This is a genomic window from Amycolatopsis sp. NPDC003865 (assembly GCF_053605345.1).
In genome coordinates this window covers 60,300-84,883 of sequence record NZ_JBSGJA010000036.1, presented here as the reverse complement: position 1 = coordinate 84,883, position 24,584 = coordinate 60,300, and the positions used below count along the sequence as shown (strand labels likewise).

Annotated in this window: 27 protein-coding genes; 8 read left to right on the top strand and 19 right to left on the bottom strand. The window is 71.5% G+C overall.

Going from position 1 to position 24,584, the window contains the following annotated elements:
* Window positions 1-323: 323 nt before the first annotated feature.
* Complete coding sequence (gene tyrS / locus ACWEVP_RS47530) at window positions 324-1,598, bottom strand: tyrosine--tRNA ligase (RefSeq protein WP_452069209.1); 1,275 nt, start codon at window positions 1,596-1,598, stop codon at window positions 324-326.
* A gap of 32 nt (window positions 1,599-1,630) precedes the next feature.
* A complete protein-coding gene (locus ACWEVP_RS47525; RefSeq protein ID WP_452069208.1) occupies window positions 1,631-2,269 on the bottom strand; it encodes a DNA-3-methyladenine glycosylase in 639 nt (212 codons plus the stop codon).
* A 112-nt stretch (window positions 2,270-2,381) separates the two neighbouring features.
* Between ACWEVP_RS47525 and ACWEVP_RS47520 the strand changes: the two genes are divergently transcribed.
* The 3 genes from ACWEVP_RS47520 to ACWEVP_RS47510 are packed head-to-tail and all read left to right on the top strand — an operon-like array spanning window position 2,382 to window position 4,242.
* Window positions 2,382-2,927: a hypothetical protein gene (locus tag ACWEVP_RS47520; protein WP_452069207.1), complete on the top strand. Its 546-nt coding sequence runs from the start codon at window positions 2,382-2,384 to the stop codon at window positions 2,925-2,927.
* On the top strand, window positions 2,924-3,592 hold the full coding sequence (locus ACWEVP_RS47515) for a DUF4166 domain-containing protein (RefSeq protein WP_452069206.1): 669 nt from the start codon (window positions 2,924-2,926) through the stop codon (window positions 3,590-3,592). The genes ACWEVP_RS47520 and ACWEVP_RS47515 overlap by 4 nt, the downstream gene beginning before the upstream one ends.
* Window positions 3,592-4,242 (top strand): TetR/AcrR family transcriptional regulator, encoded by a 651-nt coding sequence (locus tag ACWEVP_RS47510; protein ID WP_452069205.1) that lies wholly within the window; start codon window positions 3,592-3,594, stop codon window positions 4,240-4,242. The genes ACWEVP_RS47515 and ACWEVP_RS47510 overlap by 1 nt, the downstream gene beginning before the upstream one ends.
* On the opposite strand, the gene argH is transcribed toward ACWEVP_RS47510, so the two are convergent.
* The 8 genes from argH to argC are packed head-to-tail and all read right to left on the bottom strand — an operon-like array spanning window position 4,235 to window position 11,656.
* The gene (gene argH, locus ACWEVP_RS47505; protein ID WP_452069204.1) at window positions 4,235-5,650 is read right to left on the bottom strand and encodes an argininosuccinate lyase; all 1,416 of its coding nucleotides are present in this window, start codon (window positions 5,648-5,650) and stop codon (window positions 4,235-4,237) included. The two genes, ACWEVP_RS47510 and argH, sit on opposite strands and share 8 nt — an antisense overlap.
* Before the next feature lie 30 nt (window positions 5,651-5,680).
* Window positions 5,681-5,938: an argininosuccinate synthase gene (locus ACWEVP_RS47500; RefSeq protein ID WP_452069203.1), complete on the bottom strand. Its 258-nt coding sequence runs from the start codon at window positions 5,936-5,938 to the stop codon at window positions 5,681-5,683.
* Window positions 5,935-6,435, bottom strand: a complete 501-nt coding sequence (locus ACWEVP_RS47495) for an arginine repressor (protein ID WP_086681028.1) — start codon at window positions 6,433-6,435, stop codon at window positions 5,935-5,937. Before ACWEVP_RS47495 ends, ACWEVP_RS47500 begins: the two co-directional genes overlap by 4 nt.
* Complete coding sequence (gene argF, locus ACWEVP_RS47490) at window positions 6,432-7,358, bottom strand: ornithine carbamoyltransferase (RefSeq protein ID WP_452069202.1); 927 nt, start codon at window positions 7,356-7,358, stop codon at window positions 6,432-6,434. The genes ACWEVP_RS47495 and argF overlap by 4 nt, the downstream gene beginning before the upstream one ends.
* Window positions 7,358-8,560, bottom strand: a complete 1,203-nt coding sequence (locus ACWEVP_RS47485; RefSeq protein ID WP_452069201.1) for an acetylornithine transaminase — start codon at window positions 8,558-8,560, stop codon at window positions 7,358-7,360. The genes argF and ACWEVP_RS47485 overlap by 1 nt, the downstream gene beginning before the upstream one ends.
* Window positions 8,557-9,474 carry an acetylglutamate kinase gene (gene argB, locus ACWEVP_RS47480; RefSeq protein ID WP_086681022.1) on the bottom strand — a complete coding sequence of 306 codons (918 nt, stop codon included), beginning with the start codon at window positions 9,472-9,474 and terminating at the stop codon, window positions 8,557-8,559. Before argB ends, ACWEVP_RS47485 begins: the two co-directional genes overlap by 4 nt.
* Window positions 9,471-10,631 (bottom strand): bifunctional glutamate N-acetyltransferase/amino-acid acetyltransferase ArgJ, encoded by a 1,161-nt coding sequence (gene argJ, locus ACWEVP_RS47475; RefSeq protein WP_452069200.1) that lies wholly within the window; start codon window positions 10,629-10,631, stop codon window positions 9,471-9,473. Before argJ ends, argB begins: the two co-directional genes overlap by 4 nt.
* Window positions 10,628-11,656, bottom strand: a complete 1,029-nt coding sequence (gene argC / locus ACWEVP_RS47470; protein WP_452069199.1) for an N-acetyl-gamma-glutamyl-phosphate reductase — start codon at window positions 11,654-11,656, stop codon at window positions 10,628-10,630. The genes argJ and argC overlap by 4 nt, the downstream gene beginning before the upstream one ends.
* A gap of 74 nt (window positions 11,657-11,730) precedes the next feature.
* Here argC and ACWEVP_RS47465 point away from each other — a divergent pair, with 74 nt between their 5' ends.
* Window positions 11,731-12,693 (top strand): helix-turn-helix transcriptional regulator, encoded by a 963-nt coding sequence (locus ACWEVP_RS47465; RefSeq protein ID WP_452069198.1) that lies wholly within the window; start codon window positions 11,731-11,733, stop codon window positions 12,691-12,693.
* Window positions 12,694-12,833: 140 nt separating this feature from the next.
* On the opposite strand, the gene ACWEVP_RS47460 is transcribed toward ACWEVP_RS47465, so the two are convergent.
* Together ACWEVP_RS47460 and ACWEVP_RS47455 are read right to left on the bottom strand one after the other, a co-directional pair.
* Window positions 12,834-13,331 (bottom strand): helix-turn-helix domain containing protein, encoded by a 498-nt coding sequence (locus ACWEVP_RS47460; protein ID WP_452069197.1) that lies wholly within the window; start codon window positions 13,329-13,331, stop codon window positions 12,834-12,836.
* A gap of 200 nt (window positions 13,332-13,531) precedes the next feature.
* A complete protein-coding gene (locus ACWEVP_RS47455; RefSeq protein WP_452069196.1) occupies window positions 13,532-15,109 on the bottom strand; it encodes an alpha/beta hydrolase in 1,578 nt (525 codons plus the stop codon).
* A 193-nt stretch (window positions 15,110-15,302) separates the two neighbouring features.
* Here ACWEVP_RS47455 and ACWEVP_RS47450 point away from each other — a divergent pair, with 193 nt between their 5' ends.
* Window positions 15,303-15,995, top strand: a complete 693-nt coding sequence (locus ACWEVP_RS47450; RefSeq protein WP_452069195.1) for a DNA alkylation repair protein — start codon at window positions 15,303-15,305, stop codon at window positions 15,993-15,995.
* Window positions 15,996-16,089: 94 nt separating this feature from the next.
* Here ACWEVP_RS47450 and pheT read toward each other — a convergent pair whose 3' ends face one another.
* The 7 genes from pheT to infC all read right to left on the bottom strand — a co-directional run bounded on the left by pheT (window position 16,090) and on the right by infC (window position 22,315).
* Window positions 16,090-18,651, bottom strand: a complete 2,562-nt coding sequence (pheT, locus tag ACWEVP_RS47445) for a phenylalanine--tRNA ligase subunit beta (protein ID WP_452069194.1) — start codon at window positions 18,649-18,651, stop codon at window positions 16,090-16,092.
* Window positions 18,651-19,712 carry a phenylalanine--tRNA ligase subunit alpha gene (pheS, locus tag ACWEVP_RS47440; protein ID WP_452069193.1) on the bottom strand — a complete coding sequence of 354 codons (1,062 nt, stop codon included), beginning with the start codon at window positions 19,710-19,712 and terminating at the stop codon, window positions 18,651-18,653. The genes pheT and pheS overlap by 1 nt, the downstream gene beginning before the upstream one ends.
* Before the next feature lie 134 nt (window positions 19,713-19,846).
* A complete protein-coding gene (locus ACWEVP_RS47435) occupies window positions 19,847-20,005 on the bottom strand; it encodes a hypothetical protein (protein WP_452069192.1) in 159 nt (52 codons plus the stop codon).
* A gap of 83 nt (window positions 20,006-20,088) precedes the next feature.
* Window positions 20,089-20,877 (bottom strand): TrmH family RNA methyltransferase, encoded by a 789-nt coding sequence (locus ACWEVP_RS47430; RefSeq protein ID WP_452069191.1) that lies wholly within the window; start codon window positions 20,875-20,877, stop codon window positions 20,089-20,091.
* 23 nt (window positions 20,878-20,900) lie between these two features.
* Window positions 20,901-21,275: a 50S ribosomal protein L20 gene (gene rplT / locus ACWEVP_RS47425; protein WP_086672344.1), complete on the bottom strand. Its 375-nt coding sequence runs from the start codon at window positions 21,273-21,275 to the stop codon at window positions 20,901-20,903.
* Window positions 21,276-21,343: 68 nt separating this feature from the next.
* Entirely contained in the window at window positions 21,344-21,538 is a 195-nt protein-coding gene (rpmI, locus tag ACWEVP_RS47420; RefSeq protein ID WP_125312384.1) for a 50S ribosomal protein L35, read from the bottom strand.
* A 168-nt stretch (window positions 21,539-21,706) separates the two neighbouring features.
* Window positions 21,707-22,315, bottom strand: coding sequence for a translation initiation factor IF-3 (gene infC, locus ACWEVP_RS47415; RefSeq protein ID WP_086672340.1), 609 nt, complete (start codon window positions 22,313-22,315; stop codon window positions 21,707-21,709).
* A gap of 194 nt (window positions 22,316-22,509) precedes the next feature.
* Here infC and ACWEVP_RS47410 point away from each other — a divergent pair, with 194 nt between their 5' ends.
* Genes ACWEVP_RS47410 through ACWEVP_RS47400 form a run of 3 tightly spaced genes read left to right on the top strand, consistent with a single transcriptional unit; the run spans window position 22,510 to window position 24,554 of the window.
* Entirely contained in the window at window positions 22,510-22,869 is a 360-nt protein-coding gene (locus ACWEVP_RS47410) for a DUF1844 domain-containing protein (protein WP_452069190.1), read from the top strand.
* Window positions 22,870-22,926: 57 nt separating this feature from the next.
* Window positions 22,927-23,562, top strand: coding sequence for a GntR family transcriptional regulator (locus ACWEVP_RS47405; protein ID WP_452069189.1), 636 nt, complete (start codon window positions 22,927-22,929; stop codon window positions 23,560-23,562).
* A complete protein-coding gene (locus ACWEVP_RS47400) occupies window positions 23,559-24,554 on the top strand; it encodes a 1-aminocyclopropane-1-carboxylate deaminase (protein ID WP_452069188.1) in 996 nt (331 codons plus the stop codon). The genes ACWEVP_RS47405 and ACWEVP_RS47400 overlap by 4 nt, the downstream gene beginning before the upstream one ends.
* The last annotated feature ends 30 nt before the right edge of the window (window positions 24,555-24,584 follow it).

Here is a 24,584-nt window from a genome sequence, read left to right as displayed (position 1 = left end):
TACTTGCTCTCAAAGGAAACCCCGACGAGGGGTTTCATACATAAGCTCTACTGGCTTAGTTCACTAGCACACTGTTGAGTTCTCAAGCAACACACCCCGAGTCCGCCGCGTTGAAGCGGCTCGCTCGAAGCGAGTCATTCCTAGCAGTTTGTGTGGGACACCCACTCAATCGCCTCGGGCGAGAGCTTGGTTCGTGTCCCGGCGGCCGCCCGGTCTCCCTGGCGACTTGGAGAACTTTACACCCCTCCAGAGGGCCCGGAACAGGGGGGTCCCTTAACCGCGTTCCTGCAGGTCAGCACCCTGTTCCGGGCCACCGGAACCGATCAGCCGCCGAGCGCGACGCCGGCGACGTTCCGCTTGCCCTTGCGGACCACGAGCCACTTGCCGTGCAGGGCGTCGCCCGGCGCCGGCTTCCACTCCTCGTCCGCGATCTTCACGTTGTTGACGTAAGCGCCGCCCTCCTTGAGCGTGCGGCGCGCCGCGCCCTTGCTGTCCACCAGTCCCCCGGCGAGCAGCAGGTCGACGATCGTCGCGTCCCCGGACGGGTCGACCTTGCCGTTCGGCACCTCGGCCATCGCGGCGTCGAGGGTGCGTTCGTCCAGCTCGGCGAGCTCGCCGCGGCCGAACAGCGCCTGGCTGGCGTTGATCACCTGCCGGGTCTGCTCCTCGCCGTGGACGAGGATCGTGAACTCCTCGGCCAGCCGCTTCTGCGCGGCCCGCAGGTGGGGACGTTCCTTGGTGTCCTCCTCCAGCGCGGCGATCTCCTCCTGGCCGAGGAACGTGAACATCCGCAGGTAGCGGATCACGTCGGCGTCACCCACGTTGACGAAGTACTGGTACCAGGCGTACGGCGAGGTCATCTCCGGGTCGAGCCAGAGGTTCCCGCCGCCGGTGGACTTGCCGAACTTGCGGCCTTCGGCGTCGGTGACCAGCGGCGCGGTCAGCGCGTGCGCGCCCGCGCCGTCGGTCCGGCGGATCAGGTCGACCCCGCCGACGAGGTTGCCCCACTGGTCGGACCCACCGACCTGCAGCTTGCAGCCGTACTTGCGGTGCAGCTGCAGGTAGTCCTGCGACTGCAGCAGCAGGTAGCTGAACTCGGTGTACGACATGCCGTCGCCCTCGAGCCGCCGTTTCACCGTCTCCCGGTTGAGCATGACGTTGATCGAGAAGTGCTTCCCGACGTCGCGCAGGAACTCCAGGGCGGTCTGCTGCCCGGTCCAGTTCAGGTTGTTTTCGACGATCGCGCCGGTGGGCGAGTCGTCGAAGTCGACGAACCGTTCGAGCTGGCCACGGATGCGCCCGGCCCATTCGGCGACGACGTCGAGCGTGTTCAGCGTGCGCTCACCGGTGTCGCGCGGGTCGCCGATCATCCCGGTCGCGCCACCGGCCAGCACGATCGGCCGGTGCCCGGCGCGCTGGAAGCGCTTGAGCATGAGCAGCGGGACCAGGTTGCCGGCGTGCAGGCTGGGCGCGGTCGGGTCGAAGCCGCAATAGAGCGTCACGGGACCCTGGTCGAGCTCGCGCCGGAGGGCGTCGATGTCGGTGGACTGCGCGATGAGGCCGCGCCAGGTCAGCTCGTCGAGGATGTGTTCGCTCACGCCTGTAGATCCTCCCGCACCAGGTCAACCGACTAACTGGCGGGTCGGACCCGGCGCTTCCCGCCGCGGCGGTAGGTGGACACGGCGGCCGACGCGCCGTCCCAGAACCGCCACGGCGTGTCCATGGCCATCGCGACGCCGACCCGGGGTCCGGTGCGGATCCGCTCGGCGGGGACGCGCTCGCCGACGTGCAGCCGGACCGGGGACGCGGGGTCGGTCAGGTCGACGCCGTTCTGCGCGCGGTCGATGCGCAGCACCGACGTCAGGATGGCCGGGCCCTTCGCCAGCTCGCCGGTTCCCCGCGCGGACGGGCGCCGCTTGCGGACGACGTCGAGTCCGGTGACGACCTCGCCCGCGCGCAGCAGCACCGCGCCGGCCACGCCGTCGTGGGAGCCGACGATGTTCGCGCAGAAGTGCATCCCGTAGACGAAGTACACGTACAGGTGCCCCGCGGGCCCCCACATGACGGCGTTGCGCGGGGTCTGGCCGCGGTAGCAGTGCGACGCCGGGTCGTCTTCGCCCCGGTAGGCCTCGACCTCGACGAGCCGGACGCCGACCGTGCCGTCGGGGCCGGTGGCCTCCAGGACCGAGCCGAGCAGCAGCTGGGCCAGGTCGACCGGGTCGAGGGCCAGCTCGTCACGGGTGAACAACCGGCCTGCGTCGCCGCTCAAACGGGGTCCTCTCTTCGGCTGCCTGGCCGGACCACCCTAACTCTTGAGCGATCGCTCAAACTTCTCTACTCTCGGTTTGAGCGTTCGCTCAAACTCTGAGGGGAGCCGAGAGATGCGACCGAAAGCGCTCTACGTCGAGACAGTGATCCGCACGGACCTGGACACGCTGTGGCGGCACACGCAGGACCCCGCCCTGCACCGGCGCTGGGACCTGCGCTTCGCCGACATCAGCCCGCTCGCCGGGCACGACGGACACTTCCGCTACGCCTCGCGCTTCCTCGGCGTCACGGTCACCGGTGTCGGGGTGAGCGCCGCGTCGCGCGCCTGGCCGGACGGCTCGCGCACGTCGGTGCTGCGGTTCGCCTCCGCCGATCCGCTGTCGCTGATCAGCGCGGGTGCGGGGTTCTGGCGCTACACACCGGTCGGCGACGGCGTCCGGTTCGTCACCGGCTTCGACTACGGCACCCGCTGGGGCCGTTTCGGGCAGCTGGCCGACCGCGCGTTCCGCCCGCTGTTCGGCTGGATGACGGCCTGGTCGTTCGACCGGCTGCGGCTCTGGCTCGAGACCGGGACGCCCCCGGAGGAGCAGCTCCTGACCGCGCCCTCGGCCGCTCGCTGCGGCCGGACCCGCCCCCGTGACGAGGTGGCGGCGCGGTGACCGGCGTCTTCGAACGCGCGCTCGGCGCCGACTTCGCGGTCCTGCACCCGCGCGTGCGGGAACGCCTCGCCCTCTCGGCCGGCCGCGGCATGATCGGTCACGGCGTGATGGACCGGATCTGGCGCGGCCCCGCCTTCACACTGCCGTTCCTCTGGCTGGGGTCGACGCGGCACATCCTCTTCCCCGACCACGGCCGGACTGTGCCGTTCACCATCGAGAACTACCCGTATGTGGACCGGCACGGCCGCGAGACCGTGTCGTTCGTGCGCACCTTCGAATTCCCGGGACGGCGCCGGCGCTTCGACGCGCAGATGGTGTTCAGCCCCGGGCGCGGGCTCGTCGACTACCTGGGAACGCACCAGCACCTGGCGGTCGACCTCGCGATGTCGGCCCGGCCGGACGGCGGGTTCCGGATCCGCACCGGCGAGTTCCGGCTGCGGGAAGGGCCGCTTCGCGCCGGCCTCCCGCGCGTCCTCACCGGCTCCGCGCAGGTCGACGAGTGGTTCGACGAGCCGAGCGGGCGGTTCCGGATCGAGGTCGCGGTGGTCAACCCGCGCTTCGGGCCGGTGTTCGGCTACGAAGGTTCCTTCGCCGCGCGGTTCGTCGACGTCGGTGGCGGGGTGAGCGGGGCGGTTAAGCCGCTCCGTGAGAGGGTCATGGACTGATGGGCACCGGCCGGAACTCCAGCTCGCGGGACACGAAGCAGAAGCTCGTGGACGGCGTGCTCGAGATCATCCGGCACCAGGGCATCACCGCGGTCTCCGCCCGGTCGGTCGCGACGGCGGCCGGCGCGAACCAGGCGCTGATCTTCTACCACTTCGGCAGCGTCGAAGAGCTCGTCGCGCAGGCGTGCGTCCTCGCGACCGAAGCCCGCGTCTCGCTCTACCGGGAGCGCTTCGCCACCGTGGCCTCGGTCGGCGACCTGCTCCAGCTGGGCCGCGAAATCCGGGTCGCCGAACGCGCGGAGGGCAACCTCGCCGTGCTGGCCCAGACGCTGGCCGGGGCGCAGGGCAGCGAGCGGCTCTCCCAGGCGACCCGTGAGGGCTTGGGGAAGTGGATCACCGAAGTCCGGGCGGCGCTGGAACGCGTGCTCGACGGGTCGCCGCTGGCCGAGCTGGCGGACCCCGCCGGGCTGGCCCACGCCGTGTCTTCGGGGTTCCTCGGGCTGTCGCTGTTCGAGACCGTCGACCCCGACGGCGCCGAGCAGGCCATCACCGCGCTGGAGCAGCTGGCCGTGCTCGTCGACGTCCTCGACGGGCTCGGCCCGGTGGCCACGCGGGCCGTCCGGGCCAAGCTCCGCAAATCGCTCAGTTGAGCCACTGACGGGCCGCGGTGACCCGCTCTTCGAGCCGCGCGCGCTGTTCGGCGACGCGCTCGGGCGCCGTGCCACCGCGGGCGTTGCGCGACTTCACCGAGCCCTCGACGGTCAGCACGGCCCGCACCTCGGGGGTGAGCGCCGGGTTGATCTTCTCGAACTCCTCGTCGGTCAGCTCGTCGAGGCCGGCGCCGCGGGCCTCGGCGACGCGGACGCTTTCACCCGCCGCCTCGTGCGCGACGCGGAACGGGACGCCCTGGCGCACCAGCCATTCCGCGATGTCGGTGGCGAGGGTGAACCCGGCCGGGGCCAGCTCGGCGAGCCGGTCGGTGTGGAACGTCAGCGTGGCGAGCATGCCGGCGATCGCCGGGAACAGGAGCTCCAGCTGCTCGACCGAGTCGAACACCGGCTCCTTGTCCTCCTGGAGGTCGCGGTTGTAGGCCAGCGGCTGCGCCTTGAGCGTGGCCAGCAGGCCGGTGAGGTTGCCGATCAGCCGGCCGGCCTTGCCCCGCGTCAGCTCGGCGACGTCCGGGTTCTTCTTCTGCGGCATGATCGAGCTGCCGGTCGCCCAGGCGTCGTCCAGCGTGACGTACCCGAACTCGGCGGTGTTCCAGATGATCACCTCTTCGGCGATCCGGGACAGGTTCACCGCGAGCATCGCGACGGCGAAGGCGAACTCGGCGACGAAGTCGCGGGAAGCGGTGCCGTCGATGGAGTTCTCGACGCTGGTCGCGAAGCCCAGCTCCTCGGCGACGGCCTCGGGGTCGAGGCCCAGCGACGAGCCGGCGAGCGCGCCCGAGCCGTACGGCGACTCGGCCGTGCGCGCGTCCCAGTCCTGCAGCCGCGAGACGTCGCGCAGCAGCGCCTGGCCGTGGGCCATCAGGTGGTGCGCCAGCAGCACCGGCTGGGCGTGCTGCAGGTGGGTGCGGCCGGGCAGGATCGCGTCCGGGTGGCGCTTGGCCTGGGACACCAGCGCGTCGACGACGTCGAGCGTGCCGGCGACGACCCGGCGGGCGGCGTCCCGCAGCCACATCCGGAACAGGGTGGCCACCTGGTCGTTGCGCGACCGGCCGGCGCGCAGCTTGCCGCCGAGCTCGGTGCCGGCCCGCTCGAGCAGGCCGCGTTCGAGCGCGGTGTGCACGTCCTCGTCGGCGATCGTCGGGGTGAACGCCCCCGACGCGACGTCCTGCGCGAGGGTGTCCAGCGCGGCGAGCATGCCGGTGAGCTCGTCCTCGGTGAGCAGGCCCGCCTTGCTCAGCACGCGGGCGTGCGCGCGGGACCCGGCGATGTCGTAGGGCGCCAGGCGCCAGTCGAAGTGCGTCGACGCGCTCAGCGCGGCCATGGCCTCCGCCGGACCGCTGGCGAACCGGCCGCCCCAGAGCTGCACCGGCTGCTCGTTCCCGCTCACTGTTCTCGCTTCTCCTCGGTGTTCGTGTGTTCAGGCGACCGTGATCCGGCCGTCGTACAGGACCAGGCGGACACTGGCACATCCGCGGCCGGTCCGCCGTTCGAGTGCGGCGCACGCTTCGCCGCGCCCGATCCGCTGCGCTTCGCCACGCGCGTCGAGCATCCGGCGGGCTTCGGCGACGGAGACGGTCTCGCCGTCGATCGCCACCGGGATCCCGTGGTCGAAGGTGATCACGACCTCGTCCGGCGCGAGGAACTCGCCCTCGGCCGGGAAGATGTCGCCGATCATGGTGTTCCTTCGTCCGCCGATCGTTGGGCGAGCGCGGCGAAGCGCTCCGCGAGTTCTTTGCCGGTCAGGGGTTCCCGCGCGATCACGGCGACGGTGTCGTCCCCCGCGATCGAGCCGACGACCTCTTCCAGCGCCGCCCGGTCGATCGCGCTGGCCAGGAACTGCGCCGCGCCCGGCGGCGTCCGCAGCACCATCAGGTTGCCCGACGAGTCGGCCGAGACCATCAGCTCCGCGAGCAGCCGGGAGAGCCGGGACGTGCCACCCTGCACCCCGCGGACGGGACTGCCGTCCTCGGGGATGACGTAGACCGGCGCACCCGAGTCCGGACCGCGCAGCTTGACCGCGCCGAGCTCGTCGAGGTCGCGCGAGAGCGTCGCCTGCGTGACCTCGATGCCTTCGGCGGCCAGCAGCTTGGCCAGCTCGGTCTGGCTGCGGATCGTCATGGTCGACACGAGTTCGGTGATCCGCGCCTGGCGCCCCACCCGGCTGCTGGTCATCGCCGGCTCTCTTCGAAGAGCCAGACCAGCAGGGCCTTCTGGGCGTGGAGCCGGTTTTCCGCCTCGTCCCACACCGCGCTCGCCGGGCCGTCGATCACCTCGTCGGTGATCTCCCAGCCGCGGTGCGCGGGCAGGCAGTGCAGGACGATCGCGTCGTCCGCGGCCTTCTTCAGCAGCTCGGTGTTGACCTGCAGCGCGCGGAACGGGCCGACCCGGTCGAGCCCGTCGTTCTCCTGCCCCATCGACGTCCACGTGTCGGTGACGAGCACGTCCGCGCCGTCGACCGCCGCGTACGGATCGGTGAAGACGGTCGCGGTGCCGCCCGTCTCGTTCGCGCGCTTCTTCGCGTCCAGCATCACGCCCTGGTCCGGCTGGAAACCGACCGGCGAGACGACCCGGACGTGCATGCCGGCGGTGACGCCGCCGAGCAGCAGCGAGTGCGCCATGTTGTTGGCGCCGTCGCCGAGGTAGACGAGGGTGAGGCCGGCGAGCTCGCCCTTGCGCTCGCGGATGGTCATCAGGTCGGTGAGCACCTGGCACGGGTGGAACTCGTCGGTGAGCGCGTTGACGACCGGGATCGAGGCGGCCGAAGCCATCGCCTCGATGCGCTTCTGCGCGAAGGTGCGCCACACGATCCCGTCGACGTACCGCGACAGCACCCGCGAGGTGTCTTCGATGGTCTCTTCGCGGCCGAGCTGCATCGAGCGGCCGTCGACGATCACCGGGTGCCCGCCGAGCTGGCTGATCCCGACCTCGAACGAGAACCGCGTGCGCGTCGAGTTCTTCTCGAAGATCGCCGTGATGGACTTGCCGGCGAGGGTCTTGGTGCCGAGCGGGTCGGCCTTCAGCGCGTCGGCGAGGTCGAGGATGGCCTTCTGCTCGGCGGGACTGACGTCGTCGTCGCGGAGGAAGTGGCGGAGCATCAGTCGGAGTCCTTCGTGGTGGTGTCGAGCGCGTTCGGGAGTGCGGCCAGGAAGCCGCCGGCCTGCTCGGCGTCGAGCACGAGCGGCGGCGCGAGCCGGATGGTGTCGGGCGCGACCGGGTTGACGAGGTAGCCGGCGTCCTGGACGGCCTTGGCCACCGCGGCCGAGACCGGCTTGCGCAGGGCGATGCCGAGCAGCAGCCCGGCGCCGCGCACCCCGGCGACGAGCGGGTGGCCGAGCGCCTCGACGCCCGCCGCGATGTCCTTGCCCAGCGTCGAGACGTGGTCGAGGAGGCCGTCCGCGGCGATGGTCTTCAGCACGGCCAGGCCGGCCGCGCAGCACACCGGGTTGCCGCCGAACGTCGTCCCGTGCTGGCCCGGCTTGAGCAGGTCGCCCGCCGCGCCGACGCCGATCACGGCGCCCAGCGGCAGGCCGCCGCCGAGTCCCTTGGCCAGCGTGATCACGTCCGGCACGATGCCGGCCTGCTGGTAGCCGAACCACGTGCCCAGCCTGCCGAGCCCGGTCTGCACCTCGTCGAGCACCAGCAGCGTGCCGGTGGCCTTGGTGATCTCGCGCGCGGCCTGCAGGTAACCGTCCGGCGCGGGGATCACGCCGCCCTCGCCGAGCACCGGCTCCAGGAAGACGGCCGCGGTCTCGGTGTCGACGGCCGCCTTCAGCGCCGCGACGTCCCCGAACGGCACGTGCTCCACCCCGGGTACCAGCGGCTTGAAGGGGTCGCGCTTGCCGGGCTGACCGGTCAGCGTCAGCGACCCCATGGTCCGGCCGTGGAACGCGCCCTCGGCGGCGATCACCTTGGTGCGCCCGGTCAGCCGGCTGATCTTCAGCGCGGCCTCGTTGGCCTCGGCGCCGGAGTTGACGAACAGCACCTTGCCGCCGCCGGTGAGACCGGCGACGTCGAGCAGCGCCTCGGCGAGCTCGACCGCCACCGGGTTCACGTACAGGTTCGAGGTGTGGCCGAGCTGCTTGACCTGCGTGGTGACGGCTTCGACGATCGCCGGGTGGGCGTGGCCGAGCGCGTTGACGGCGATGCCGCCGACCAGGTCGACGTACTCCGTGCCGTCGGCGTCCCACACCTTCGCGCCTTCGCCGCGCACGAGGGTCAGCGCGGGCGTGCCGTAGTTGTCCATGAGGGCGGACTGCCAGTGCGTCTGGCCGTCCACATTGGACTTGAGGTCGGTCACGGGAGCTCCGTTTCGGGGAAGACCATGGTGCCGATGCCCCTGGAGGTGAAGACTTCCAGGAGCACCGAGTGGGCGAGGCGGCCGTCGATCACGTGCGCCCGGCGCACGCCGCCGCGGATGGCGCGCACGCACGCCTCCATTTTCGGGATCATGCCGCTGGCCAGGGTGGGCAGCATCGGCTCGAGGTGGTCGACGCGGATGCGGTCGATCAGCGACGACCGGTCGGGCCAGTTCGCGTACAGGCCTTCGACGTCGGTGAGCACGACGAGCTTTTCGGCGCCCAGCGCGGCCGCCAGCGCGCCCGCGGCGGTGTCGGCGTTGACGTTGTGCACCACGCCGTCGACGTCCGGGGCGACGGTGGACACCACCGGGATGCGCCCGGCGTTGACGATGTCGAGCACCGCGTCCGGGTTGACCTCGGCGACCTCCCCGACGAGCCCGATGTCGACCTGCTCTCCGTCCACAGTGGCCTGTTTGCGTTCGGCGGTGAACAGCCGGGCGTCCTCGCCCGAGATCCCAACCGCGTACGGGCCGTGCGCGTTGATCAGGCCGACCAGCTCCCGGCTGACCTGGCCGGTGAGCACCATCCGCACGATGTCCATCGTCTCCGGCGTGGTGACCCGCAGGCCACCCTTGAACTCGCCTTCGACGCCGAGGCGCTTGAGCATCGCGGTGATCTGCGGGCCACCGCCGTGCACGACGACCGGGCGCAGGCCGGCCAGCCGGAGGAACACCATGTCCTCGGCGAAGGCCGCCTTCAGCTCGTCGTCGATCATCGCGTTGCCGCCGTACTTGACCACCACCGTGGCGCCGTGGAAGCGCTGCAGCCACGGGAGCGCCTCGATGAGCACCCCGGCCTTCTCGGCCGCCGTCGCGAGTCGTTCGTCCGCGGAAATCAGTGCCTCCTTGGTCATGAGGAGTACGCGCTGTTCTCTTCGACGTAACCGTGCGAAAGGTCGGTGGTGTAGATGGTGGCCGCTTCGCCGCCGACGCCGAGGTCGACGACGATCTCGATGTCCCGCGCGGTGAGGTCCGCCGCCGACCGGTCGGCGGCGGGCATCCCCTGGGCGAACAGGGTGACGCCGTTGATCGCGATGGACACGGTCTCGGGGTCGATGCGGGCCGGCACCCGGCCCAGCGCCATCGCGATCCGGCCCCAGTTCGGGTCGGAGCCGAACAACGCCGTCTTGACCAGGTTGTCCTCCGCGATCGTGCGGGCGACCGCGATCGCGTCGGACTCGGACTCCGCGCCCTGGACGGTGATGTTGACGTCCTTGGTCGCGCCTTCGGAGTCCGCGCGCAGCTGGAGCACGAGGTCGAGGCTGACCTTCGTGAGCAGCTCGGTGAGCTCCGCCTCGGTCGGCTCGACGCCGCTCGCGCCGGAGGCCAGGACCAGGACGGTGTCGTTGGTGGAGGTGCCGCCGTCGACGTCGAGCCGGTCGAAGGTGACGTGGGTGGCCGCGCGCAGGGCGCGGTCGAGGGTTTCCTTGTCCGCCACGGCGTCGGTGGTCAGCACCGAGAGCATGGTGGCCAGGTTCGGCGCGAGCATGCCCGCCCCCTTGGCGAAACCGCCCACGCTCCAGCCGGTTTCGTGCTTTTCGAAGGACTGCTTCGGCTTGGTGTCGGTGGTCATCACGCCCTTGGCGGCGTTGAGGCTCGCTTCGGCGCTCGCGTCGAGGGCCTTGAAAGCGGTGTCCACTCCGGACAGGACCGCGTCCATCGGCAGCCGTTCGCCGATCAGGCCGGTGGAGCACACGGCGACCTCGATCGCGCCGGCCCGCAGGACGTCCGCGACCTTCTCGGCCGTGGCGTGGGTGTCCTGGAAGCCACCGGGGCCGGTGGCCGCGTTCGCGCCGCCGGAGTTGAGGACGACGGCCTTGAGCCTTTGCTGCTTGAGCACTTCCTGCGACCACAGCACCGGCGCGGCCTTGATGACGTTGCGGGTGAACACGCCGGCCGCGACGTCGAGCGGGCCGTCGTTGACGACCAGCGTGAGGTCGAGCGCGCCGGAGGCCTTGATCCCGGCGGCGACGCCGGCGGCGCGGAAGCCCTGGGGGCCGGTGACGGTCACGGTGCCACTCCTACGGTGGAAAGGCCGGTGGTCTCGGGGAGGCCGAGGGCCAGGTTCATCGACTGGACGGCACCGCCGGCGGTGCCCTTGGTGAGGTTGTCGATCGCGGCGACGACGACCAGGCGCTTCGCGTCGGCGTCGACCGTGACCTGCAGCTGGACGTTGTTCGAGCCGAGCGTCGCCGAGGTCGTCGGCCAGGCGCCAGCCGGCAGCAGCTGGACGAACGGCTCGGCGTCGTAGGCCTTCTCGTACGCCGCGCGGGCGGCGGCCTCGTCGACGTCGGTCTTCAACGGGGCGCTGGCGGTGGTGAGGATGCCGCGGGGCATCGGCGCGAGGACGGGCGTGAAGGACACGGTGACCCGCTCCCCCGCGACGGCCGAGAGGTTCTGCGCGAACTCGGGGGTGTGGCGGTGGGCGCCGCCGACGCCGTACGCGCTGGCCGAGCCCATCACCTCGGAACCGAGCAGGTTCGGCTTGAGGCTCTTGCCGGCGCCGGAGGTGCCGGTGACCGCCACGACCGTGACGTCCGGCTCGATCAGGCCGGCCGCGAACGCGGGCGCGAGGGCCAGCGAGCCGCCGGTCGGGAAGCAGCCGGGCACGGCGACACGTTTGGTGCCGGCGAGCTTTTCGCGGGCGCCGGGCAACTCGGGCAGGCCGTAGGGCCACTGCCCGGCGTGGTCGCCGCCGTACCAGCGCCGCCAGTCGGCCGGGTCGGCCAGCCGGTGGTCGGCGCCGAGGTCGACGACCAGGACGTCCGGGCCCAGCTGCGCCGCGATCTCCGCCGAGTGCCCGTGGGGCAGCGCGAGGAACACGACGTCGTGGCCGGCGAGGGTCTCCGGCGTGGTCTCGCCGAGGACCCGGTCGGCGAGCGGGACGAGGTGGGGCTGGTGGACGCCGAGCTTCGTGCCCGCGCTGCTGGCGGCCGTGAGCGCGCCGATCTCGACCTCGGGATGGGTCAGGAGCAGGCGCAGCAGTTCGCCGCCCGCGTACCCGCTGGCTCCGGCCACCGCGATGTTCACCGTCATACGCATGATTATGCACGCCCTTGCAAGTCTAAACAAACCCGGAGTGGTGCCCGCCACCTTGGGATGCTGGGCCCATGACGGACACCCCGGCCCGGCTGCTCGGCCTGCTTTCGCTGCTCCAGACCCCGCGCGAGTGGCCGGGCAGCGAACTCGCCGAGCGGCTCGGCGTCAGCCCGCGCACGATCCGCCGCGACGTCGACCGGCTGCGCGACCTCGGCTACCCGGTGGAGGCCAGCCGCGGTGTCGCGGGCGGTTACCGGCTGGTGGCCGGCACCGCGATGCCGCCGCTGGTGCTCGACGACGACGAGGCCGTCGCGATCGCGGTGGGGCTGCGGACCGCCGCGGGGCAGACCGTCGACGGGATCGAGGAGGCGTCCGTGCGGGCGCTGGCCAAGCTGGAGCAGGTCCTGCCGGCCCGGCTCCGCCGCCGGGTGGGCACGATCGGCACGGCGACGGTCGCCGTCCCGGCCGCGGGCCCGGCCGTCGACCCGGCGCAGCTGACGGTGTTCGCCGGCGCGATCACCAACCACGAGACGGTCCGCTTCCGCTACCGCGCGAACGACGGCGCGGAGACGCGGCGGCGGGCCGAACCGCTCCGGCTGGTCGCCACCGGCCGCCGCTGGTACCTGGTGGCCTACGACCTCGACCGCGCGGACTGGCGCATCTACCGCGCCGACCGGATCCGCGACGCCCAGGCGACCGGCGGCCGGGTGGTGCCGCGCCGGCCACCCGCCACCGATCTGGCGGCGTACGTGATCGACCGGCTGTACGACCTCATGCCGACGTACCGGGCGGTGGCCGTGCTGGCCGAGCCGTCGTCGCAGGTGGCAGCCCGACTGGGCGCGGCGGCGGGCGAGCTGACCGACCTCGACGACGGGGGATGCCGGTGGCGCAGCGGCGCGGACACCCTGGACTGGCTCGCGTTCCGGTTGCTGGGGGTGGGGTGCGCGTTCACCGTCGAGGAGCCGCCGGAATTGGTGGCGCGCTTGAAGGTGCTTGCGAACCGGGCCGCCGCGGCGGCCGGCGTCGAGGCATGACCCGTGAGTTCGCCGGGGCACCCCTTTCGCGGGCGGCGACGAGCTGAACTGCTGCGACATTTCGGAACCTTCTCCTCCCAGGGCACGGCCGGCGGACGAGGCCGGTGGGCCGGTCCGCCACGGACCGACCCACCGGGTCGTCAGCTCGGCTCACCCCCGTCCAGGTCCGTCCGCCTGCTCGGCGGCACGGGGAGGTAGCAGCCCGGGTTTTCGGGGTCGCAGCCCACGCGGGGCAGCCGCGCCCGGATGCCGCCCGGGGTGCGTTCGAAGTACGCCGCGATCTCCGCGACGCTCTCGCCCGCGATCCACCGGGTCTCCAGTTCCGCGTCCATTTCCCCGTTCCACGGCCGGCCCTGCTGCGCGGGCCGGCCCGCGGATCTTCGCCGCGACCCCCGGCTCTCGCCCGCCGCGGACAGCAACCCGTCCGCGACGAGGTCGGCCACCTTGGCCGCCACCGCCACGTCCAGGTCGAGGCTGCCCTCGGCGACCGGTTCACCGCCGGGGCCGCCGGCTTCCAGGGTGATCATCACCCGCGGAGTCGGTTCGGCGCGGTCCTCGTCCGTCCTGGTGGCGACCGCGATCTGGTAGGTGACGTCGTGTGCCCGGACCTCGGTCCGGCGCTCTTCGATGATCGACATGCCGCGAAGCTAGCGCGCACCCCCGACAATTTCCGGCCACGCGCTGCTCACGGGCGACAACGCTGCGAAATTGTCGGACCCCTCCCCTAACGTCTCCGGTGACCACACCCCGTCATCAGGAGGCAACGATGAGACACCGGCGGACAAGACGGTGCCCCGGTCCGGGCGAGCCGGACCGGGGCACCTGGCGGGCCTTCCGATCAGAAGTGCAGCAGCTGGGCCAGCTGCTTCTCCTGCACGGCCTTCGCGGAGCTGTCCGACTTCTGCGCCGCGGCACCGTCGGGCACCGGCGGCGCCACCGGGTCGCACTGGACGTCCGAGTGGTTGCCGGGCTGGCGCTTGGGCAGCGCGCCCGTGGCCAGGTAGTCGGCGATCCGGTCGTCCACACAGGACACCCCGGACAGCGAACCGGCGTGCGTCGTGCCGCCCGGCGCGCTGATCAGGCTCGAGTTCGGGTACCGCTTCCGGACCTCGAGGCTGCCGGGGTACGGCGTGGCGGCGTCGAGCTCCTCGCTGATCAGCAGCGCACCGGCGACCTTGCGGCCGTCGATGTCGACCGGCTTGCCCGCCTTCGCCGGCCAGTACACGCAGGGCGCGTTGAACCAGGCGTTGCCCCAGGTTTCGAACGGCGCCTTGAAGTAGGTCAGCCAGTTGTCGGCGCGCCACTTGTTCCAGTTGGTCGGCCACTGGACGTCGGTGCACTGCACGCCCAGGTACACGGCGAAGCCGTTGTCGGCGCCGGGCGGGTTCGAGTCGTCGTAGAGCCCCTTCAGCGTTTGCCAGTCACCCTTGTGGACGTAGCCGTCGAAGGCCTTGGCCATGTCGACCCAGCCGAAGACGTAGTAGCCGGCCTGCAGGAAGATGTCGGTCCACTCGTCGCCGCCGATCACCCCGCCCGCCGGGTTCTTGGCGAGCTTGCGCTGCGTGTCGTACCACAGCTTCTCGACGGCGGCGCCGGTCTTGCCCAGGTGGTAGACGCCGTCGTAGGACGCCAGCCAGTCGAAGTAGATCTTGATGTTCTTGTCGAACTGCACGTCCTGGTCCAGGTTGGCCTGGTACCAGACCTTGCGCGGGTCGACGTTGCCGTCGAGCACCATCCGGCGGACGTTCTTCGGGTACAGCGTGCTGTACACCTGGCCGAGGTAGGTGCCGTAGGAGAAGCCGTAGTAGTTGATCTGCTTCTCGCCCAGCGCCTTGCGCAGGCTGTCCATGTCCTGCGCGACGTCGGTCGTCTTCAGGTGGTCGAGGATCTCGCCGTTCTTCTTGCACGCGTCGGCGTAGCCCTTCGAGCGGGTCAGCCACGTCTGCTCGAGCCCCGGCGTGGTCGGCACGTACGCCGGCCGGTTGTAGCTGAAGTAGTTCCCGTCGCAGCTGATCGCCGGCTTGCTGGACCCGACGCCCCGCGGGTCGAAGCCGATCCAGTCGTAGTTGTCACCCGCGTGGTTCGGCACGTACTTGCCGAGCACCGAAAGCCCGAGGCCGGATCCGCCGGGGCCACCCGGGTTCACGAGCATGATGCCCTGGGACTGCGCGGTCTTGTGCTTGATCCGCGACACCGCGACGGAGACCTTGGTCCCGCCCGGCTTCGTGTAGTCCATCGGCACTTCGAGGAAGCCGCACTCGGCGCCGTTGGCCTTCAGGCTCGCCGACGCGCAGGGCCCCCAGGCGATCGGCGCGGGCGTGAACTGCACCCCGGGATCCGCCGAGGCGGCGGGCGCGGCGGCCATCAGCCCGGCCGCGAGACCCGCGGCGGCGACAGCGGCAACGATTCTCTTCACAGTCGTCCTTTTCATCCGCATTGGACAGAGTTCGCCGGATTCCTGCGAAACTACCGGCAACCTTGGCCAATCTCGCCGACCGGCGCGACTTCCGCCATCCGTCTTTCGTCGGTACCTGAGCCGGCCGCCGAGCCCCGGAACTGTCGGTGCCCGGCAGTACGCTGCGGACCGCCGGAGCGCGACGGGAGGACGCATGAGCGCGGACGAACAGCTGGTCAAGGCGATCCGCACCGGGCTGGCCGGGCTGGCCGACCCGGTGAAGGCGCCGGCGATGCAGGCGTACATGAAGTCGGCGATGCCGTTCCGCGGGGTGGCCTCACCCGAGCGGACGGTGCTCCTCGAGCGGGTTCTGGCCGACCACATATTGCCCGATCGGGTGACGTATTCGGCCACGGTGCTGGAGTTGTGGCGGACGGCCGAATTCCGCGAAGAGCGCTACGCGGCCATCGCGCTGTCGGGGCACCGGGCGTACCGGCACTGGCAGGACCGGGAGCTGGTGCCGCTGTACGAGGAGCTGATCGTCGACGGCGCGTGGTGGGACTACGTGGACGAGCTCGCGATCCGCCGGATCGGCCCGATCCTGCGGGCCGACCGGGACCGGGTGACCCCGGTGATGCTGGGCTGGGCGGCGGACGCGAACCTCTGGCGCCGGCGTACGGCGATCATCTGCCAGATCGGGGCGAAGGAGGCCACGGACACCGACCTGCTGACGCGGACGATCGAGCCGGCGATCGCGGAGCCGGAGTTCTTCCTGCGCAAGGGGATCGGCTGGGCTCTGCGCGAGTACGCGAAGACCGCGCCCGGCTGGGTCCGGTCCTTTGTGGAGGACCACCCCGGGTTGTCGGGGTTGTCGCGGAGGGAGGCGTTGAAGCACATCGGGAGCTGAGCAGGGCGCGCGGTCCGGCTGAAACGCCGGGAGGGGCCGGTTTCCCGACCCCTCCCGAACCGCCTCGCGCGCCGGCCGAAGCCGGCGGGACTGCCTATGCGCGCAGCGTTGCCTCGAAGCGCTCGCCCGCTGCCGCCACCGCCGCGTCTCGGGCCTTCGTCGCCTCGTCGACCGTCAGCGTGCGGTCCGCCGCGCGGAACCTCAGCTTGTACGCCAGCGACCTCTTGCCCTCGCCGACCTGCTCGCCCGCGTACACGTCGAACAGGGTGATGTCCTCGAGCAGCTCGCCCGCGCCCTCGCGCAGTACCGCGGCGAGGTCCGCCGACGGCACCTCCGCCGCCGCGACGAGGGCCACGTCGAGGAGCACCGGCGGGTAGCCCGACACGCTCGGCGCCGGGCGGGAGTCCGGGAGCGGGATCGCGTCCAGGTCCAGCTCCATCGCCACCGTCCGCGGCGGCAGGCCCAGTGCCTCGACCACCTTGGGGTGCAGCTCGCCCGCGTGGCCGACCGGCCAGTCGCCGACCTGGAGGCGGGCGCAGCGGCCCGGGTGCCACGGCGGGAGGTCCGTCGCCTGGACCGTCAGCTCGATGCCCGCCGCCTCGGCGATCGTGCGGGCCGCCTCGACCGCGTCGGCCCAGTTCGCCTGCTCGCCGGCACCCCACCAGCCCGCTCGGGTGCGCTGGCCCGCCAGCACCACCGCGACGTGCAGCGGCTGCTGCGGCACCGCCGCCTCGAGCAACGCCAGTTCCTCGTCCGTCGGCCGCCGGTCGACGCCGAGGTCCGGGATCTTCAGCGGGTTCGGCGCCGGCAGCACCACCTGGCCGACGTGGAACAGCGCCACGTCCTTCATCCCGCGGGACACGTTGCGCTGCAGCGTGTCCAGCAGGCCCGGCAGCAGCGTGGTGGCCAGCCGGTTGCGGTCGGCTTCCAGCGGGTTGCGGACCACGACCGTGCTGCGGCGGACGTCGTCCTCGGGCAGGCCGAAGGCGTCCCACACCGAGTCGGAGATGAACGGGAACGGGCGCACCTCGACGTAGCCCGCCTCGGCCAGCGCCCGGGACACCGACCGGACCCGCCGCTGGGCGTCGGTCAGGCCGCGACCCGCCGGGGCGGCCGGCAGTGTCGACGGGATGCTGTCGTAGCCCTCCAGCCGCAGCACCTCTTCGACGAGGTCGGCGGGCTGGCGCAGGTCGCCGCGCCAGCTCGGGGGGATCGCCGTCACCAGGCCGGTGCCGTCGTCGCCCGTGCCGACCGAGACCTTGCAGCCGATCTGGGACAGCCGGCGGACCGTGACCCCGCGCTGGTAGTTCACGCCCGCGACCTTGTCGGGCAGGTTGATCGGCATCACGACGGCCGGGTTCGGCTCGACCACACCCTCGTCGGTGCGGCCGGGCTGGATCGCGGCGTCGCCGTACTGGCGCAACAGCCGGGCGGCCAGCTCGACCGCCGCCGGGCACAGCTGCGGGTCGGTGAACCGCTCGAACCGCTTCGCGGCTTCCGAGAACAGCTTGTGCCGCCGCGCTGTCCGGCTGATCGCCGCCGGGTTCCAGTGCGCCGCCTCGAGCAGCACGTCGGTGCTCTCCGGCGTGATCTCGGTGCTCGCGCCGCCCATCGTGCCGGCCAGCGAGATGACGCCGCTGTCGTCGGCGATGATCACGTCGTCCGGGTCGAGCGTGCGCTCGACGTCGTCCAGCGTCGTGAGCTTCTCGCCCGGCTTCGCCCGGCGGACCACCAGGTCGCCCTGGATCGCCTTCGTGGCGAACGCGTGCAGCGGGTGCCCGAGCTCGAGCATCACGTAGTTGGTGACGTCGACGGCCAGGGAGATGGACCGGATGCCGGCCAGCATCAGCCGGCGGCGCATCCACCACGGCGTCGGCGCGGTCGCGTCCAGGCCCGTGACCCGCCGCAGCACGAAGCGCGGGCAGCCTTCCGGGTCCTCGACGTGGACCGGCCAGGCGTCACCCTCGGCCGCCGGGACCTCCAGCAGCGCCGGGTCGCCGAAGGGCACGTCCAGCGCGTTCGACAGCTCGCGCGCGAGGCCGCGGACGGACAGCGCGTACCCGCGATCCGGCGTCGGGGCCAGTTCGAGCACGGTGTCGTCGAGGCCGAGCAGCTCGCGGGCGTCGTCGCCGGGGCTCGCGGTGCCCGACGGCAGCACGAGGATGCCGGCGTGGTCGTCACCGAGGCCGAGCTCGCGCGCCGAGCAGATCATGCCGTCGCTGACGCGGCCGTAGGTCTTGCGGGACGCGATGGTGAAGTCGCCGGGCAGGACCGCGCCCGGCAGCGCCACGACGACCAGGTCGCCCTCGGCGAAGTTGCGCGCGCCGCAGACGATGCCGCGGGTGCGGATGCCGTGCGGGCCCTCGTCCTCGAAGTCGCCCTCTTCGTCGTCCTCGTCTTCGTCGTCGGCGGCCTCGGCCGGCTCTTCGGCCTCTTCACCGACGTCGACGCGGCAGAACCGGATCGGCTTCTTGAACTCGGTCAGCTCTTCGATCTCGGCCACCCGGCCGACGACCAGCGGGCCGGTCACCGGCCCGAGCTCCTTGACGTCGTCGACCTCGATGCCGATCCGCACGAACGCGTCGGCCAGGTCCTGCGGCGTGACCTCCTCGCCGATGTCGAGGTGCTCGGTCAGCCAGCTGACGGGGACTCGCACTACGCCTCCGTTCCGAAGGGAAGGGTGAAGCGGACGTCGCCCTCCACCATGTCGCGCATGTCCGGGATCCCGTTGCGGAACTGCAGGGTGCGCTCGATGCCCATGCCGAAGGCGAAGCCCGAGTACACCTCGGGGTCGACGCCGCAGGCGCGCAGCACGTTCGGGTTGACCATGCCGCAGCCGCCCCACTCCACCCAGCCGGGGCCGCCCTTCTTCTCCTCGAACCAGACGTCCACCTCGGCGGACGGCTCGGTGAACGGGAAGAAGTGCGGGCGCAGGCGGGTCTTGGAGCTCTCGCCGAACATCGCGCGGGCGAAGGCGTCCAGGGTGCCCTTGAGGTGCGCCATGGTGATGCCCTTGTCGACCGCGAGGCCCTCGACCTGGGTGAACACCGGGGTGTGCGTCGAGTCCAGCTCGTCGGTGCGGTACGTCCGGCCCGGGCAGACGACGTACACCGGCAGGTCGCGGTGCAGCAGCGTGCGGGCCTGCACCGGCGAGGTGTGCGTGCGCAGCACCAGGCCGGAGTCCTCTTCGCCGACGTAGAACGTGTCCTGCAGCTGACGCGCGGGGTGGTCCTTGCCGAAGTTCAGCGCGTCGAAGTTGAACCACTCGGCTTCGAGCTCCGGGCCCTCGGCGACCTCGTAGCCCATCGCGACGAACGCGTCCGCGACGCGCTCGGAGATGGTGCTGATCGGGTGCCGGGCGCCGCGCGGGACGCGGTCCCACGGCAGCGTGACGTCGACGGCCTCCTCACGCAGGACCCGCTCGTCGCGCTCCACCTGGAGCTCGGCGCGGCGGGCGTCGAACGCCGCCTGGACGGCCTGACGGGCCTCGTTGACGCGCTTGCCGGCCTCGGCCTTCTCCTGCTTGGGCAGGGCACCGATCTCGCGGCGGGCCAGGCCCACCGGGGACTGGTCGCCGAGATGAGCCGGCTTGACCTCGGCCAGCGCTTCGAGCCCGGTCGCGGCGGCGAACGCGGCTTCGGCGGCCTTGACCGCTTCCTGCAGCGTCTCGGGGGCGAGCACCGCGCCCTGGGCTTCCTTCTCCTTGGCTCCGGACATAACTCCTCGGCGTCCGCTGGGACTGGTCGTACGCGCACCGCCGGACACGCGGCGCGCGAGAGGTCAAAGGTGGGAAAAGTCTATGGGATCGGGTCCGCGCGCCCCCGGTCGCCCCGGGCCCCGCGGACGCGCGGTCAGCGCCTGCGGAACGCGTCGGCGAAGTCGACCGACGCGAATTCGCCGGGGACCACGCCGTCGGCGACGTTCTCGCCCCAGGTCCGGCGGAACAGCTCCACCGACCGCTCGACGCCCGGCTTGACCACGGCGCCCTCCACCACGACGACGGGCAGCACGAGGAGCGTCGTCGGCTGCCCTTGTGGGCCCGGAGGACTCTGAACGTTCCCCCAAGGGGCTCTGGCAGCAGCCTGCTCGCAGGTCAGCGGCGTGCCGCCATCGCGCTCGTGTACACGCAGACGGCCGCCGCGGTGGCGAGGTTGAGGCTTTCCGCCTTGCCGTACAGCGGGATCCGGACGGCGAGGTCGGCCCGGTCGAGCACGGCGGCGGGCAGGCCGTGGGCCTCGTTGCCGAAGACCCACGCCGTCGGCTCGGCGAGGTCCACCCGATCGAGTTCGGCGGCGGCGTAGCCGTGCGCGGCGAACGTGCGCAGGCCGGCGGCCGAACAGGCGGACAGGGCGGCCGGGACGTCGCGGACGCGGGTGATCGGCAGGTGGAACAGGCTGCCGGCGGCGGCGCGGACGCACTTGCCGTTGTGCGGGTCGACGGTGTCGCCCGCCAGGACCACGGCGTCGGCGCCCGCCGCGTCGGCGACGCGGATCACCGTGCCCGCGTTGCCGGGGTCGGCGACGTCGACCAGCACCACGAGGAGCCGGGCGCCCGGCGTCACGGCCTCGTCGAGCGGCCGGTCGAGCAGGGCGCAGACGGCCACGATGCCTTGGGGCGTCACGGTTTCCGACAGCCCGTCGGCGGCGCGGTCGGTGATCGGCGACACTCCGACGCCGGCCTCGCGGGCGGCGTCGAGCAGGTCCGCGTGCTGCGCTGCCGCGCGTTCGGTGACGAACAGCTCGTGCACGGTGCCGTGCTCGAGCGCCGCTTCGACGGCGTTGGCGCCTTCGGCCAGGAACCGGCCGGTCTTGTCGCGTTCCGCGCGCCGCGTCAGCTTGCGCGCAGCAACGACCCGGGGGGTCCGTTCGGTGAACGGATCCACCCCGGGCCGGGGAAAGCTGCCGGTCAGGCCGACTTCGCTTCGGTGTTCACGTTGGCCTTGGCGAGCTCGGCCAGCGCGGTGAAGGCGGCGGCGTCGTTGACGGCGAGGTCCGCGAGGATCTTGCGGTCGACCTCGACACCCGCGGCCTTGATGCCCTGGATGAACCGGTTGTAGGTCACGCCGTTCGCGCGAGCCGCCGCGTTGATGCGGGTGATCCACAGCTGGCGGAAGTCACCCTTGCGGGCACGGCGGTCCCGGTAGGCGTAGTTGAGCGAGTGAAGCGTCTGCTCCTTGGCCTTGCGGTACAGCCGCGAACGCTGGCCGCGGTAGCCGCTGGCCAGTTCGAGAGTTGCGCGACGCTTCTTCTGGGCGTTGACCGCCCGCTTGACGCGTGCCACGGGTCCATCCTGTCGATCTCGGGGGGCGAGGGGGAACGCCCCGGGTGGTTACTGCAAGTTCTGCGGGATCAGATGCCGAGCAGGCGCTTGACGCGGCCGGCCTCGGTCTTCGCCAGCTCGGTGGTGCCCTCGAGCCGGCGGGTGAGGCGGTTCGACTTCTTCTCCATCAGGTGGCGGCGGCCGGCCTTCTGGCGGCGCAGCTTGCCCGAGCCCGTGACGCGGATCCGCTTGGACGTCCCGCTGTGGGTCTTCATCTTCGGCATTTCAGTCCTCTTTCGTGCGGCGGCTCACCGGAAATTCCGGTGAGCCGCTACTGTGCGATTCGTTGCCAATCCGACAGCAGTCACGGCGGAAAACCGTGCTTCGTGCGGATCGGCTGCGGACCGTATCCGCCTGCTTTCAGCCGGATTGGCAACTGTGCTGGTCGGCGCTTACGCCTCAGGGGCCGCCTCGGCCTTGGCCTTCGGCTTCACGTTCTTGTGCGGGGCCAGCACCATGATCATGTTGCGACCGTCCTGCTTGGGCGACGACTCCACGAAGCCCAGCTCGGTCACGTCGTCGGCGAGCTTCTGCAGCAGCCGGAACCCGAGCTCCGGCCGGGACTGCTCGCGACCACGGAACATGATCGTGACCTTGACCTTGTTGCCCGCCGCCAGGAAGCGCGACACGTGACCCTTCTTGGTCTCGTAGTCGTGCTGGTCGATCTTGGGGCGCAGCTTCTGTTCCTTGATGACGGTCAGCTGCTGGTTGCGCCGCGACTCGCGGGCCTTCTGCGCGCTCTCGTACTTGAACTTGCCGAAGTCCATGAGCTTGCACACCGGCGGGCGGGCCTGCGGCGCGACCTCGACGAGGTCGAGATCGTTCTCCTGCGCCAGGCGCAGCGCATCCTCGATCCGGACGATGCCGACCTGCTCACCGGCGGGCCCGACGAGGCGGACCTCCGGCACCCGGATTCGGTCGTTGATGCGTGTCTCGGAGCTGATGGGGCCTCCTTGGTCCGAGGAATGTTTCCTGTTCTCGTTTCGACCTGGTGCCCACATAGCGAAGGCCCCGTCACCTGTCGGTGCGCGGGGCCCACTCTGTTTCCGATCGTGTCCCGGAGGACACTTCACCCTGGACTGGCGTCCGGGCGAGACCGGACCCGGCCACCTGTGCGGTGACGCGGGTGGGAGCGGGGCTCCACTTGCCGCCCCCGATCGCTCGGGGGCTGGTCGCTCGTGGAAGGGTACCAGACGTGTCAGATCAACCCTCCGAACAGGCCCCCTATTCCCCGGACGACCGCCACCTGGCCGAGATCCCCAGCGTGGAGGTGATCAGCCGGGCGGCGGTGATGCTGCTGTCGGCCGGCGCCGAAAAGCTCGGCCTCGCCGACGCCGACCCGGCGACGTCCCCGCACCGCGACCTCGACGAAGCCCGCCGGCTCATCACCGCGCTGGCCGGGCTCGTGACGGCCTCGGCGGAGTACCTGGGCCTGCACGCCGGGCCGTTGCGCGACGGTCTGCAGTCACTCCAGAAGGCGTTCCGGGAGGCTTCGGCCGTGCCCGACGAACCCGGGCAGGGCCCCGGCGAAAAGTACACCGGTCCCGTCTACTGACCTTTCACTCGTCCGGTTCCTTGCCGGCCGAGCCCACCGACATCTAACATGTTAGATGTGAGTCTCTCGAAGGTCAGTCGCCCGTTGTTGCGGGACGAGGCATACGACCGCATCCGACGCGCCATCGTCGACGGGTCGCTGCCGCCGGGCACGCCCCTGCGCGACGGCGATCTCGCCGACCAGCTCGGCCTCTCCAAGGCTCCGGTCCGCGAAGCGCTCCGGCGGCTGGCCGACGACGGGCTCGTCGAGTCGAAGCCGCAGAGCTACACACGGGTCTCCGAGGTCATGTCGCGCGACGTCATCGACGCCCGGCAGATCGTGCGCGTGCTGCACGAGTTCGCGGTGAAGGAAGCGGCCGCGAGGTGCCGGCCCGCGGACATCGCCGCGATGCGCGCCGCCAACGACCGGTTCGCGAAGGCCATCGAGGCGGGCGACGTCGAGGCCGCCGTCAAGGCCGACGACGAGCTGCACGACGTCCCCGTCCGGCTGGCCGGCAACGCCGCGGTCGCCGCGACGCTCGACCGCTACACCCCGCTGCTGCGCCGGCTGGAGCACGCCCGCTTCAGCTCGACGCTCGCCTGGAACTCCGTCGAACGCCACACCCTGCTCATCGACGCCCTCGAAGCACGCGACACCGCAACCGCCGTCTCCGTGATCTCGACCATCTGGACCGATCTGCTGGAGGACCGATGACCCTCGCCGACTTCCCCCGCTACCCCCTGCTGTTCGGCCCGTCGCCGGTGCACCCCCTCGACCGGCTTACGAAGCACCTCGGGGGCGCGAAGGTCTGGGCCAAGCGCGAAGACGTCAACTCGGGGCTGGCGTACGGCGGAAACAAGACCCGGAAGCTCGAATACCTCGTCGCCGACGCCCTGAAAGAAGGCGCCGACACCCTCGTCTCCATCGGCGGCGTCCAGTCCAACCACACCCGGCAGGTCGCGGCCGCCGCGACACGGGCCGGGCTCAAGGCCGTGCTCGTGCAGGAGAGCTGGGTCGACTGGCACGACCCGCTCTACGAGAAGGTCGGCAACATCCAGCTCTCGCGGATCCTCGGCGCGGACGTCCGGCTCGTCGAAGCCGGCTTCGGCATCGGGTTCAAGCAGGCCTGGGAGGACGCGGTCGCCGAGATCGAAGCGAACGGCGGGAAGCCGTACGCCATCCCGGCCGGCGCGTCGGATCACCGGCTCGGCGGCCTCGGGTTCGCGAACTGGATCGTCGAGCTCGAGAAGCAGGAGGAAGAACTCGGCGTCTTCTTCGACACCGTGATCGTCTGCTCGGTCACCGGCAGCACCCAGGGCGGCATGGTCGCGGGAACCGCGCTGGGCAAGAACCGGCGCATCCTCGGCGTCGACGCCTCCGCCAAGCCGGACGAAACCCGCGAGCAGGTCACACGCATCGCGCGCAACACCGCCGAACTGATCGGCGCGGGCGACATTCCGGAGGTCGAGCTGGACGACCGCTACCACGCCGGGGTCTACGGCATTCCGGACAAGTCCACAGTGGACGCGATCGAGACGTGCGCCCGGCTGGAGGGGATGATCACCGACCCGGTGTACGAGGGCAAGTCGATGGCCGCGCTGATCGACCTGGTCGGCCGCGGGGAAATCGGCAAGGACTCGAACGTCCTCTACGCCCACCTCGGCGGGCAGCCCGCGCTCAACGGCTACACGAGCGTCCTGGGCTGAACCCCTGGGGCCGGGCGACCGGCCCCAGGG